Origin of the sequence: Catonella sp. (assembly GCF_052173895.1) — a bacterium.
Lineage (GTDB): Bacteria > Bacillota > Clostridia > Lachnospirales > Lachnospiraceae > Catonella.
This window is the reverse complement of the sequence record NZ_JBQMXS010000020.1, coordinates 19,555-33,025: the sequence shown is the minus strand read 5'-3', so window position 1 is coordinate 33,025 and position 13,471 is coordinate 19,555. Positions and strand designations below refer to the sequence as shown.

The following is a 13,471-nucleotide window of genomic DNA, read 5'->3' as shown; positions in this document are numbered from 1 at the left end:
TGCTCTGTGCCATAGGTATCTCAGTGCTTGTTTTTCTATTCGGAATAATTATGCTTGTTTTATATTATAAACAACACCGAAAGACTAAACACTCATTAAATTAATATATAAAAGGGATATAGTATCAAACCTATATCCCTCTCCATAATACTCTTCATATTATTCTTTACACTGTTCTCTTATATCTCTGGCCATATCCTTCATCCTATCTGTAGCATTCTTAGACATTATTACGGTTTCCAAATATCTAAGTGCCTCATGCTTTTTTCCAAGCTTTCTAGCAGTTTCAGCCAAAATAATGCAAAGTGTATTCTCATCCATTCCACAAATAGGAAATTGCTCATTCATATATGCCTCACTAAAACCTTCATAAGCATTTTTTAGATAGTTCAGCTCATTATTGTCCAGTTTTTCATAATTTGTCTTATAATCAGGCAATGCTTTATCCAAATTTTCTTTCATTCCCCTTGTAATCCAAGCAAGTTTTAAACAAATATAAGCTTTCTCGCTATTTTTAGCACATTTGATAACTGTAGAAATTAAAGCAAGCTGAGCCCTCTCAAGAGCATCTTCATAAGAATATGTAGTCTTTGTTTCATCTATGCCTTTAAATTTAGCTGAAATTTTTTCTCTAATATCCTTAATATGCCTGTCACTTATTGAATCAAAATTTTTAATCAGTCCTGCATATCCACATTTAGAACATACTATCGCATCATACTTTGTTGCATCAGCAAACTTATATACAGGTCTTAAATCACTATCAAGTCTAACTAAAGCATTTCTCCCTACCCTAACTGCTTTCGCCTTAAAATTTTCACCACAGCAAGGACAGGTATATGATTTATCAAAAAGGATTGACTCTTCAGATATTCCCATAATCCTACCTCCTACATCATTATTATCTTGCTTTATCTCTGTTTCCTTTTCTTTATATATTTCTATACTCTTTAGACTTCCAAGTCCAAATTTTTCCAATCCACTTAAAATACCTGACATCTTTTCCTCCTTAAACTGCACTACCTATGCTTTTTTAGGATTATAAGAGCTCTTAAGAGATACTATTCTATTAAATACAGGCATTTCAGGCTTAGAATCCTTAGAATCCAAACAGAAAAATCCATTTCTCACAAACTGATACTGTTCTACTTCTGTAGTATCTTTAAGACTTTCCTCAACATACGCATTTTTTATTACTGTCAATGAATTCGGGTTTAAATTTAACTCTCCATCCTCATTGTAGACTCCCTTTTCTTCATCTACAATGTTTTCATATAACCTTACCTCGCAAGGTACGGCATGAGCTGCACTTATCCAGTGAATTGTACCCTTAACCTTTCTACTATTAAAGTCACTCCCACTCTTGGTTTCAGGGTCATAGGTACATCTAATTTCTGTAACTAAGCCATTCTCATCTACATCATAGCCTGTACAGGTTACAAAATAAGCATTCATAAGTCTTACTTCATTTCCCGGAAAAAGTCTGAAGTATTTCTTAGGTGGATCTATCATAAAATCCTCACGCTCTATGTAAAGTTCTCTGCCAAAAGCAAGTTTTCTACTGCCTAAAGCCTCATTTTCAAGATTGTGTGGAGCATCAAGCCACTCAGTCTCACCTTCAGGATAATTTTCAATTACCAGTTTAACAGGATCAAGCACAGCCATTACTCGTTTCTTCTCAAGCTTAAGAGTTTCTCTGATACAATACTCAAGCATTGCATAATCTGAAGATGCATTACTCTTAGTCACTCCCGAAAGCTCCATAAACAACTTAATTGACTCCGGTGTATAGCCTCTTCTTCTAAGTGCACTTATTGTAACAAGTCTTGGATCATCCCAACCGTCAACTATACCATTGTCAACAAGTTTTTTAATATATCTCTTACCTGTTACCACATTTGTAAGATACAGTTTTGCAAATTCTATCTGCTTAGGCGGATTTTCGTACTCAAGCTCTCTTACTACCCAATCATAAAGAGGTCTGTGATCCTCAAACTCAAGTGTACATATTGAATGAGTAATTCCCTCTTCAGCATCTTCTATTGGATGTGCAAAATCATACATAGGATAAATGCACCAAGTATCTCCTGTATTATGGTGAGTCATTCTGGCAATTCTATAAATAACAGGATCTCTCATGTTCATATTAGGAGAGGTCATATCAATTTTTGCTCTTAAAACCTTACTTCCATCCGGAAATTCTCCATTTTTCATTCTTTCAAACAAGTCAAGATTTTCTTCTATGCTACGTTCTCTATATGGAGAATTTTTACCTACTTCTGTAAGAGTACCTCTATATTCCCTAATTTCATCAGCAGATAAATCACAGACAAAGGCCTTACCTTTTTTTATAAGTCTTATAGCAGCCTCATACATCTTATCAAAATAATTTGATGCAAAAAAACATCTGTCTTCAAAATCAGCTCCCAACCATTCAACATCAGCCTTAATAGACTCTACAAACTCTGTCTTTTCCTTAGTTGGATTAGTATCATCAAATCTAAGATTAAACTGACCTCCATACTGTTTTGCAAGTCCATAATTTAAAAGAATAGACTTAGCATGACCAATATGCAAATATCCGTTAGGCTCAGGCGGAAATCTGGTTATAACTTTCTTAGTCCTACCCTCTGATATATCCTTATCAATAATATCCTCAATAAAATTTCTCGATACTCTCTCTGTGTTCTCTTCCATAAAGTAGCCTCCATTCAATATACAATCCTAATTATAGTACCATAATTTTAGCTTTGTCGCAACAATATCACCTAAATATGTATCCAAAAATATAAAACTCTGTATATTAATCGGAAATTATAAAAAACTTTCCTAAATTTAAAACAAAAATCTCCGGAAAATAATTCTCTCCGGAGACCTTATCTTTTAATAATTGTAATAATATGTATCGTCTATCTTTACGCCATCTGCTTTCCAGTTTTCAATGCCTTTGTAATAGAGCCTAAAAAAATGATATTTTCTATCTGTAGCAGTCTTGCCGGCCAATGCATCCTTGCAGACTTCAATGCAGGCCTTTTCATAGTCATTTCTCCAACCCTTATTCTTACCATAGTTTTTCATCGCCTGATCAAGCTTACCACCTGGGGCACATAACGCAAACTGATATCTTCCGGCATATTTCTGATAAATTACACTTTTTATTGAGTTAGGAAATTTCTTGCTAAGCACCCTGTTTATAACTGCATTTGCTGTTGCAAGCTTTCCTTTATAGGACTGGTTTCCTGCCTCAAGAAAGGTAACACAAACAAGAATTTTGAATTCTTCATCTGTATATTTGATTACAGACTTTGGAGTTTTGTTAGCTTTCTTTTCTTCCTTTTTTGCAGTTTTTTTACTATGAGACTTACTAAGTGGAGTTTCGTCCTCATTAGCATCAAGCTCATCCTCATCTTCATCTTCATCTTCTACTTCTGTATCCTCATCATCAGACAATTCATCCATATCTTCATCATCTTCCTCATTATATTCAGCCTCAATAGCTGTACCTGATGATACGGTTTCCTCAGCCTTAGCTATGCTATTACTGCCACTAAGCATCATTCCTGCTAAAATCATACAAACAAATGTTATTATTTTAATCTTCATTTTTCTCCTAGCCTTTTAACAATTTTGTAATATTTCCGTAATTATTATATATTATTTTACAAAATTTGGCAAGGGGTGGGTGAGAAAAAATGTATTGTTAAAGACTAAATTTATTAAAACCTAAAATAAACCTGTATAATATCTCACTTGGGTTTCACTATAAATAAGATATATACAGGCTTAATCTCTGTATTTATTTTACATTACAAAAAAGAAATCTTATTCCAAATCCATTGCCTTACATCTGAAATTTTACCATTTAATCAAACCTGCTTCTGATATTCTTCTTCTGCAAGCTTTAAGCTTTCCTTATCCGCAAAATGAACTATCTCTTCACTTTCCTCTATAGACAGTCCTTTGTTGCGGCAATTAATATAAACCTTAAGCATAGTTTCATTAACACCACGCTCCCTGCCTTGTTCTATTCCTTTCTCTATTCCCTTTTCTATTCCCTTTTCTATTCCCTCCCTATACTTTGCCTTTAACGCAAATTCCATCGCCTGTTCCTGCGAAAATACAGTCATCATAATATCTTCAACCTCCTTCTTCTTTACTAAGAGTATGTCCTTTAATATACCCTCACTTATACAATACTCAATTGTCATTTTAAGTGCATTTAACTTATCTTTATTTGTTTTTGCTTCTTTCTTAAACCGGTCAAAAGTCTGGCAAAAGCCTATGTATTCTTGAATTATATTCTGCCTTACATTTTCAGAGTTTATTATCTTTACCCTGAGTTCTATCGGTGCTATGCCTTCACATATATAACTGTCTGACAGTTTCATATCTTCTACATCCAGCCTGTCTTTTCCTGTATACACAACTACAAACTCAGGTCTTGGCAAAATTAGCCTCGCTGTACCATAAATATCCATTTCATTTGCTACTATGTAATCCTGATAGGTCTTTGCAAGATACATAAGAAACCTGACTGCCATATTAGGATTAAAAGTACTCTGGGCTTCCATAAGGATAATCAGCCTGTCCTTTACTCTTAAACCCAAGTCATTATACACATCATTTACAAAGATATTCTCCAATGTAATCAGGTGAAAGTCCTCATCTAAGTAATCTTTTTCATCATCATAAAGGCTCGCATAAAGTTTTCTCTGATACTTTATGTCCTTAAATATAAAGGTAAAGAGACTGTCTTTTGCCTTGTATTTTACTGTCTTTATTATGTCTTCCATTTACTTCCTTTCTTACATTTTAACATTTTTAGTGTGGATTTACTACTGAATTTTGAAATTAAGACCATAGTAAATTGAATTGAATTAATTCTAATAATTAGTTCTTATAACTCTAAAATTTTAAGCTTAAAATTAAGCTATCTCTCCGATAGCAAGTATATTTTATCATAAGTACTAAGTTCAGTCTTCGCTAAAATAGGCTCGACTTCACTAAGTGCTTAGATACCGCTCTCACTAAATTCATACTTCGCTTTGCGGCTTGTATTCATTAAATGTTCACATTATACCACAATTTTTAAAAATTAAAATAGTAAAAGTTAACAGAAAAAACAGTATTTAAAAGGCAAAATGCACAAAAAAAAGACCAATCTTAGTGAAATAGTACCTTATCTCACTAAGCTGGTCTTTAGTTTATTCTTCTTCACTTTTTTAGATTTCTTTTTTCTCCTGTTGAACCAGTAATGGTTGCTTCATTGAAAGTTTGTTCCCCTGACATGGAAGTTAGCTTCAAACCGGCTGGCTGTTTGCTTAAGTTCATGGACAACCATTTAGCAGTGTGGTTTCGCATCTGTCCATCTTAAGCCGGATTCTTATATGCGAGGGTGTCGATGCTCCATGATCATGGGTTTTACCAAGCCGATTGGACACTTTAATCTACAACGAGAAGGTAATAACTATGAACACACTTTACGTCGGTATTGATGTAAGCAGCAGAAGCACTGGCAGCGGTTTATGATAAGGTGAATCCTTCCAATCAAGGAACTTATTTAACATAAATCGCTCCATATATCTTTCCTCACACTTTTATATATTTTGTATCTTTCTAAGGGAGTTTTCAAGGTTAACTTACACTTTTTCATTACTACTCAAACCGACTTTTCACATAGTCCTTAAACCTATAAAATGAATAAATGTAGGCACATTGTCATCTCCCTTACCTCACCTGTTTATAATACACATTAGAGGTAATCTTAAAATTAGCAAAATAAACTACTGCAAATACACCGCCTACAATCAAAAGATTACTACCATAATCCATAAAATTCCTTACTCCGAACATACCTAAAAGCTGGTAAATTATTTTTGAAGAAACTATAGAATGTATCACAGCTACTGCCAGTGGCAGGAAGAACATCCATACTACCTGTGAAGCAGTAGTTTTCTTTATCAGTTCATCCGAAAGTCCCACTTTTTTCATAATCTGATATTTCTCCCTGTCCTCACTGCCCTCACTTACCTGCTTATAATATGTAATCAACATAGTTCCTGAAAGGAAAATAATACCTACAATAATTCCTAAGAAAAGAAAACCACCATTAAGTTCATAAGAACTCTTCCTTATATCTGAAATTTCAGCCAATTCATATTTGCCTTCACCAAGTGCAAAAAATGCTTTTTCAAAATTTGCCTTATCTGTAGTTAAATCAAAGTGTTCAGTTATGTATAATGGTGCAGGGAAACTGCCTTTCTCATCATTTTTATCCATCAGATAAAATTTTGTGAGTTCATCCATTGTACTTGTATTAGGAAGTATGATTTTATAAATTTCTATTGCAAAATTTCCCGGAACAAGTCCTTCCACTATCTTTGTTTTATAATTTTTTCCGCCTAAATTTATAGTACTTTCTATAGGCAGACTGCTGCTGTTAGAAGAAATGATTACCTCATCATCAGCCAACTTCACATTTTGGTTAAATTCTAAATTATAAGCATCTATTGTAGAAAGTATAGCCGGTACAGGGTGATAATCATTAATATTTTCACCTAAGCACGGTAAAAGTTCACTTCCGTTTTGCAATGAATATATCATACAATTTAATTCAGAAAAGGAATTTACTATATTTTTCTCTCCACCTGCAGCCTTTGTAATAATATCCATAAGTTTCTTCTGCTCATCTTTATAATTATCAATAGTTATATTTATCTCATCATTACTTATCCTATATTCCCTTGGCATTGTTGAATTCACCAAAGTTTCAATACTTCCGTATATGGAAAGAGTAGTTGCAAGCGTAACAATAACTCCTGTACTAAGAATTGCTATAGAGGCTATACCTACAGCACTGCTTTTCATTCTGTATATCATGCCTGAAATTGAAAGAAAATTTTTAGCCTTGTAATAAAAATTCTTATTTTTCTTTTGCATTTTAAGCATAAATATTGAAAAAGTTATGAAAAGGATATATGTAGCAATAATTACCAAGACAACTGCAATAAAAAATGCTAAAAGGCTTTTAAGTATTCCGTTTATAGTTAATGCAATATAATACCCTGCTCCTAAAAATACTAAGCCAATCAATAAAAGCACAAGCCTGTTCTTTGGTTCTCCCTCTCCTCTGTGTTCCCTGCCTAAAAGCTCCACAGGAGAAGCATTTTTAATTGATAAAGCATTAAGCAGATATATAAATACAAATAGGAAAAATACATAGACAAGTGTGATAACCGTAGCCTGAGTTGAAAACGGATAGTCCATTATTTTCACTGCTGTATCCTTCATCAGGCTGTTAAGCCCCATAAAGGCAAGCTTACCAAACACATATCCGCCTGAGATTGCTATTAATGCAATTAAGCTGTAATTAATAATATGTTCAATAAAAATTATTTTTCTGATATGTTTCTTTTCAAGCCCCAATATACCATACAGAGCAAATTCCTTATTTCTGCGTTTTATAAGAAATCTGTTTGCATAAACCACAAATATAAAAGTAAATATAAACGCCACACCGATACCCATACTTATAAAAGTAGGCAGCGTCTTATGCCTTGTAAGTACATATTCATTCTGCATAAGTGAAGCCATTATATTAAATAAAATTAACATTGTACCTGTAGCAAGAATAAACGGTATTTCAAGATATCTGTTGGCTTTTAAGTTCTTTATTGCAAAGCCGCCCGCAAGTTTTAAATTCATTACTTTATCTCCTCGTATTTATCAAATTATTCTTTCCCCTTGTAGTTCACAGACCATTTTAATTATGTGTTTACTTGATGTTTCGTGAATAATTTGATGTAAAAAGCTGTTTTTGGGAATTATTTATTCTCTCCATAAATTCTTCAAGGCTTTCTTTATCTCCCCTGTAAAGCTCATGATATACTACACCGTCTTTTATAAAAATTACACGCTTTGCAAAAGCAGCAGCTCTTAAAGAATGTGTTACCATAAGTATAGTCTGACCTGTTTCGTTTATTTTTCTAAATAAATTAAGAATCATTTCGGTTGAAGCTGAGTCAAGAGCTCCTGTAGGCTCATCAGCAAGTAAAATACTCGGATTTACTATAACAGCCCTCGCTATTGCAATTCTCTGTTTCTGCCCTCCCGATATTTCATAGGGAAACTTATCAAGAATAGCTCCAATACCCAAAATATCCTTAATTTTATCAAGCTTAGCCTCCATTTCATCCGGACTTACGCCTGAAAGCACAAGTGGAAGGAAGATATTATCTTTATTTGAAAACTGGTCTAAGAGATTAAAATCCTGAAATACAAAACCAAGTTCATTTCTTCTGAAACTTGCTATTTCACTGTCTTTTAACAGACCTATGTTTTTATCCTTAATAAAGACATTTCCTGAAGTAGCCTTATCAAGAGTTGCTATTATGTTAAGAAGGGTTGTTTTGCCGCTGCCTGACTCTCCCATAATGGAAATAAATTCGCCTTCTGAGGCTGAAAAATTAATCTCTGTAAGTGCCTCTGTTATTACACTTTTAGTCTTATATACCTTTTTTACATTTTCAAGATTTAATATTGTCACTGTATTTTTCTCCTTTGTTAAAATATAGACATGCTGTAAGGCAAACTTCTTTATCACAAGCTGTACATCCTTTGCAGAGATTTCTTAGTTAATAAAATAAGCCTGTATGTACCTTACTATACATAAGATAACATACAAGCCTTATTTCTGCATTTATTTTAACTTACAAAATAGATAGCTAATCTTACAATTTTGAAAGATTGAAATGAAGTCCGAACTCACTTCCTTTTCCGACTTCTGAATTAACCGTTATTTCTATAGATAACCTCTTTCCTATTTCTTTTGCAAGGAAAAGTCCCAAACCACTTGATTTCTCATTCATTCTGCCATTTAATCCGGAATATCCCCTGTCAAATATCTTAGGTATATCCTCTGAGCGTATGCCTATACCTGTATCCCTGATATAAAGAACAGAGTTTTTCTTGTCATAACTTATAGTCACACTTCCTTTTTTAGTATATTTTAAGGCATTTGAAACAAATTGCTCTATCATAATGTTTAGCCACCTTGCATCTAAAATCACTGTTTCTACTATAGGTTCATAATTTAGCGTAATATGGTTTAATATAAAAATAGTAGAATATTTTTTAAGAATTGATTTGATTATCTCATCTAAGTTTAATTCTGCTATATCCATATCGGTTTCGGTATTCATCAGCTTGAGATAATTTATTGCCATATCGCAGTATTGCTCTATATACATAATCTGAGCTTTAACCTTTGTTTCCCTGTCATCCACATTATTATCAAGTATCAGTTTGGCAGCGGTTATAGGTGTTTTAACCTGATGTACCCAAAGTGAAAAATAATCTTTAAGCTCCCTCCTGCCTGAAATTATACTCATATGAAGTCTTTTATTTTCTTCCAAAAGCCTCTCATTTTCTGCTTTTAAGGAAAGCTCTTCTTTGTAGGAGAAAAAGGCAATTATCAGGTAAATAGCAAAACCGAATACAGCTATCTCAAAGCCGATTTTATAAAATGAAATTTCTAAACTCCCTAAAGCAAAAATCAGTCTAAACAGCAAAAGCAAGGCAAAAAAGATTATAATTTCAGGCAGTTTAGTCAGAATGAATTTTTTTATTATACTTATCATCTCTTAACCTATAATCAAACTCTCTTTGTTTATACTTTACTTTTTATCTTAAAATAATTTATTATTCAAAAAATATCCTATTCCTTTTTTGGTCTGTATAAAGTCATCCAGCCCTATCTCAGCCAGCTTTTTGCGAAGCCTTGTCATATTTACCGCAAGGGTATTATCATCTATAAAATTCTCTTCCTGCCAGCATTTATCCATTATTTTATCACGCTTTGATACAGCTCCCTTATCCTTAAAAAGAGTTTCAAGTATCATAAGCTCAGTTCTGGTAAGCTCTGCAGCCTTTCCCATAAATTCAATCTTTGCAGCCGAAAGCAAAAGTTTTACATTTCCAAAGGCTAAATAATCAGTTTCTTCTGCAAAATCATAACTTCTTCTAAGAAGAGCAACAATTTTAGCCCTTACTATCTGAATATTTATCGGCTTAACTATATAATCATCTCCGCCAAACTGCATAGCCTGAACTATGTCTATATCTTCACTCTTTGAAGAAATAAACATAAGAGGAACCTTTGAGATTTCCCTGATTTTCTGACACCAATAGAAACCGTTAAAATAAGGCAAAATTATATCCATAAGCACAATTTCAGGCTTTTCAGACTTAAACTCATCAAGTACATTGTTAAAATCCTTTACGCAGACTGTATCATATCCCCATACAGAAAGCTCATCAGCAAGGATTTCAGCAATATCATTATCATCTTCTACTATAAGTATTTTCATTATTTAATATCCCCAAACACATCTGTAGCATACAACCGAAAACATTTACTGTCCAAAGTAGCATCATTAAATCCTAACTTGGAGAAAACTTCCTTTATGATAATAAGTATCGAAAACGGATCAGTCACAAAGTCACTATTTATATGAAAAAGCTCCTCGAACTTCTCTTTTTTTCATATACTCCTATCCCACTATCATTACAGTGCAAATAATACTTCTTTTCTTTTATCATTGATTAATTCTCCTCTTTACTATTTTTATCTTATATTTTTCTCTCCATTAATGCATCAAGATACTTTTTTAAATAATACTCAGTTTTATTTGAATTATACTGCATAATAAATCTTGGATGTTCCAAAGGAATAATCCTTTCAAAAAAACGAAACTCTGAATTTAAACGAGTTAAATATTTATAATTTTCTCCACTTCCAATACAATAACATGTCGAATTATCAATTCCAAAATCTAGTTGCATTTTCAAAGATTCTATTATGGTTGTTTGTAAACTCAATAATAATTTTTTATTTTCATAATAATTAACATTCGTTAGCCGTCCCTTATCACTTCTCTTCTCGATTCCAACAGGACATACAAATGTCATATAAAATGTAGAATAAAATTTTTTTATACCACCAAATTCTTCCATCACGCGTTCCAAAAAATTGCTTGAACCTTTTTGAATATGATAATTCTCTGTTTTCATTCCTGTAATTTTTGCTATCCTATCAGAATCTTCAAAAGGAATACCTGTAAGTGCTGAGCCCCTCCTTGCGGGGGAACTTCCTATTATAATTCTTCTCGGATTTTTATCATGATAAAAATGCTGGTAAAAAAGCTCTACGCTAACTCTTATTTTTTGTTGCCCTGTTCCTTCAAATGGATTAAGGATTTGATATCCAGACGGAACAGTTAGATCAATCTTAGATAAATATTTATGCCAATCTTTTACATTCTCTGAAAAAGATTTTTGATTCGTCATAAGTCTCCTTCTTCTTTTCGATTTATTACCCCAAAATATAAACGTTTGTCCTATTTATGGGCTGTAAGATATAGTTCCGTATTAGCAGAATAAAATCTTATCTCCTGAAACCCTGCTTTGTCAAGATATCTTCGTATATCATTAGCTGTATGCAGTCCTCTATATATGTCTACAAAAAAACTCTTTGGAATAATCAATCCCAGTATATTCTTTTTTTTCTAAATCAAGAAATCCATTTGCAATAGATAAAATAATTGAACCACTGTGCCTTAATACTCTATAGGCTTCCATAATCGATTCATATATATCAAAGTATGACGAATTGAATGTTCGTAATGAAATATAAATATCTTGACTTTCATTTAAAATAGTTGATAAATTCTCTGCACTTGTAACTAAAATATTAGCTTTAGGATTCTCTTTTTTGATTTTTAATAACCCTGCTGTGGCTATATCTACATATGTTATGTTATTACATCTATAAAATAAAGATTTTGCCTCATTTCCACCACCGACACCAACATTTAAAATACTTGCATCAATTATATTTTTATTAGTAGTTTGCCTATAAATCTCCCAAAATGATTCTTCCCAATTTTTCAGTATTCTTGTATCATGTATATACTCATAATGCCCATATTTTTTATTAAAACCCTCTGAAATAATTTTCTCCACTAATTCTTTTGCAAAAAATTTTTCTAAAGAATATTTTTGTATTAGTAAATTAACTAATCTATTCTTTGAATTATGTTCTCTTAATTCAATCTCTGAAATGTAATATCCCAATTCATTTAACTCTCTTCTAATCATTGTGCCTATTCGAAAATTTGAATAATATGGACTATTCTGAATATTTTGAGAACTTCTTATATAATAATCTAAATTTTGCTGCAAAATTTCTAACTGTAAATTCTCCGAAAATCTCTGAACATTCATATCACTCAGAACAGGATCCTCATCCAAATATTCATTCAAATTAGGATCAGGTAATCCAATATATATATGGTTTATTGCAATATAATTTCTTAAATCTTTCAAATCAAAAATTTTATCAGACGAAATTGTATTAACAGTTAAAAACAATGCACCTATTTGTTCTTTTGAATCGTTCGCTTTTAATTTATTAATAAGCGTTGTTTTCCAATCTTGAAATAATATTTCACCACTTGCCGCAGTACAAATTAAATCATTATTAATAGAAACCAATACCGCACCAACATGTAAGCAATCAATTTTAGCCAGATTAGCAACATCAATTGCCATCTTCATCCAAAAAACAGAATCTTTTTCCATCTATTCGCCTCCATTCAATATTTTTGAAGCAAACGGAAAAACAGTTAAATTATGTGCGATAGCTTCCCATAAATAAAAGGACACGATTGTAGCACTCTGTCCCCATTTTTTCTTTTCAAATAATACACTTATTTCTTTTGAGGAAGGTATTTTTTCTAGATTATACATCCACTGAATCGTACGCTTTATAGTTCCATCCCCAGTAGAAAGAACGTCTAAACGTCCTAATGAAAAAATCATATACATTTCAGCAGTCCATCTACCAATTCCTTTCAGTTCAGTTAACTGAGTAATAATCTCTTCATTTGTTAACAATCTTAAATTTTCAAAATCAACCAGTTTATTAACAATTGCATTTGCCAAGTTTTTAATATATTCTACTTTACGATTAAAAATTCCAATACCTTGAATCTCTGAATCTTCCTTGACCAATATAGCCTCTGGAGTTAACTCAGGTAAAATATCACATAATCTTAACCAAATAGTTTCACGAGCCTTATCACTAATCTGTTGTCCTATAATATATTTTACTAAACACTTAAACCCATCAGGTTCCAAATGTAATTCAGCAGTTCCTATATAAATAATTAAAGAACCAAGGTATAAATCGGACATAATTAACTTCTGTATTTCAGCATCCTCTAATTCAAATTTCATTTAATATATATAACTTTTTGTGTTTCCTCTAATTTTTCACAAAGCGCCTTGACGCAGGAAGTTTTTCCAACACCATCTATGCCCTCTACATTAATAAACTGTCCTTTTTTCATTACATGCCCCTTTCTCTACAATATTGCTATATTAATTCTTTAATTTTAAAATAACTTGTAAA

11 protein-coding genes are annotated in these 13,471 nt (G+C 32.3%); all 11 read right to left on the bottom strand.

All coding sequences use genetic code 11. The features are described from left to right. Nucleotides 1-159: 159 nt before the first annotated feature. On the bottom strand, nucleotides 160-999 hold the full coding sequence (locus ACTTG8_RS05995) for a DUF2225 domain-containing protein (protein WP_442561214.1): 840 nt from the start codon (nucleotides 997-999) through the stop codon (nucleotides 160-162). A gap of 24 nt (nucleotides 1,000-1,023) precedes the next feature. Continuing rightward, nucleotides 1,024-2,697: a glutamine--tRNA ligase/YqeY domain fusion protein gene (locus ACTTG8_RS05990; RefSeq protein WP_442561213.1), complete on the bottom strand. Its 1,674-nt coding sequence runs from the start codon at nucleotides 2,695-2,697 to the stop codon at nucleotides 1,024-1,026. A 186-nt stretch (nucleotides 2,698-2,883) separates the two neighbouring features. Further along, nucleotides 2,884-3,603 carry a cell wall hydrolase gene (locus tag ACTTG8_RS05985; RefSeq protein ID WP_442561212.1) on the bottom strand — a complete coding sequence of 240 codons (720 nt, stop codon included), beginning with the start codon at nucleotides 3,601-3,603 and terminating at the stop codon, nucleotides 2,884-2,886. A gap of 263 nt (nucleotides 3,604-3,866) precedes the next feature. Next, entirely contained in the window at nucleotides 3,867-4,793 is a 927-nt protein-coding gene (locus ACTTG8_RS05980) for a hypothetical protein (protein ID WP_442561211.1), read from the bottom strand. Nucleotides 4,794-5,727: 934 nt separating this feature from the next. Further along, nucleotides 5,728-7,704 carry an FtsX-like permease family protein gene (locus tag ACTTG8_RS05975; RefSeq protein ID WP_442561210.1) on the bottom strand — a complete coding sequence of 659 codons (1,977 nt, stop codon included), beginning with the start codon at nucleotides 7,702-7,704 and terminating at the stop codon, nucleotides 5,728-5,730. Nucleotides 7,705-7,774: 70 nt separating this feature from the next. Continuing rightward, a complete protein-coding gene (locus ACTTG8_RS05970; RefSeq protein WP_442561215.1) occupies nucleotides 7,775-8,545 on the bottom strand; it encodes an ABC transporter ATP-binding protein in 771 nt (256 codons plus the stop codon). 184 nt (nucleotides 8,546-8,729) lie between these two features. After that, nucleotides 8,730-9,638, bottom strand: coding sequence for a sensor histidine kinase (locus ACTTG8_RS05965; protein ID WP_442561209.1), 909 nt, complete (start codon nucleotides 9,636-9,638; stop codon nucleotides 8,730-8,732). A 48-nt stretch (nucleotides 9,639-9,686) separates the two neighbouring features. Continuing rightward, the gene (locus ACTTG8_RS05960) at nucleotides 9,687-10,367 is read right to left on the bottom strand and encodes a response regulator transcription factor (RefSeq protein WP_442561208.1); all 681 of its coding nucleotides are present in this window, start codon (nucleotides 10,365-10,367) and stop codon (nucleotides 9,687-9,689) included. 262 nt (nucleotides 10,368-10,629) lie between these two features. Beyond that, nucleotides 10,630-11,346 carry a uracil-DNA glycosylase family protein gene (locus ACTTG8_RS05955; protein ID WP_442561207.1) on the bottom strand — a complete coding sequence of 239 codons (717 nt, stop codon included), beginning with the start codon at nucleotides 11,344-11,346 and terminating at the stop codon, nucleotides 10,630-10,632. Nucleotides 11,347-11,505: 159 nt separating this feature from the next. After that, on the bottom strand, nucleotides 11,506-12,639 hold the full coding sequence (locus ACTTG8_RS05950) for a methyltransferase domain-containing protein (RefSeq protein ID WP_442561206.1): 1,134 nt from the start codon (nucleotides 12,637-12,639) through the stop codon (nucleotides 11,506-11,508). Then, a complete protein-coding gene (locus tag ACTTG8_RS05945; RefSeq protein WP_442561205.1) occupies nucleotides 12,640-13,296 on the bottom strand; it encodes a DNA-3-methyladenine glycosylase family protein in 657 nt (218 codons plus the stop codon). Nucleotides 13,297-13,471: the final 175 nt, after the last annotated feature.

Excerpts from the sequence above, each read along its gene's own strand:
- ACTTG8_RS05995 (WP_442561214.1), bottom strand. The coding sequence starts at position 999 with ATGTCAGGTATTTTAAGTGGATTGGAAAAATTTGGACTTGGAAGTCTA.
- ACTTG8_RS05990 (WP_442561213.1), bottom strand. The coding sequence starts at position 2,697 with ATGGAAGAGAACACAGAGAGAGTATCGAGAAATTTTATTGAGGATATT.
- ACTTG8_RS05985 (WP_442561212.1), bottom strand. The coding sequence starts at position 3,603 with ATGAAGATTAAAATAATAACATTTGTTTGTATGATTTTAGCAGGAATG.
- ACTTG8_RS05980 (WP_442561211.1), bottom strand. The coding sequence starts at position 4,793 with ATGGAAGACATAATAAAGACAGTAAAATACAAGGCAAAAGACAGTCTC.
- ACTTG8_RS05975 (WP_442561210.1), bottom strand. The coding sequence starts at position 7,704 with ATGAATTTAAAACTTGCGGGCGGCTTTGCAATAAAGAACTTAAAAGCC.
- ACTTG8_RS05965 (WP_442561209.1), bottom strand. The coding sequence starts at position 9,638 with ATGATAAGTATAATAAAAAAATTCATTCTGACTAAACTGCCTGAAATT.
- ACTTG8_RS05960 (WP_442561208.1), bottom strand. The coding sequence starts at position 10,367 with ATGAAAATACTTATAGTAGAAGATGATAATGATATTGCTGAAATCCTT.
- ACTTG8_RS05955 (WP_442561207.1), bottom strand. The coding sequence starts at position 11,346 with ATGACGAATCAAAAATCTTTTTCAGAGAATGTAAAAGATTGGCATAAA.
- ACTTG8_RS05950 (WP_442561206.1), bottom strand. The coding sequence starts at position 12,639 with ATGGAAAAAGATTCTGTTTTTTGGATGAAGATGGCAATTGATGTTGCT.
- ACTTG8_RS05945 (WP_442561205.1), bottom strand. The coding sequence starts at position 13,296 with ATGAAATTTGAATTAGAGGATGCTGAAATACAGAAGTTAATTATGTCC.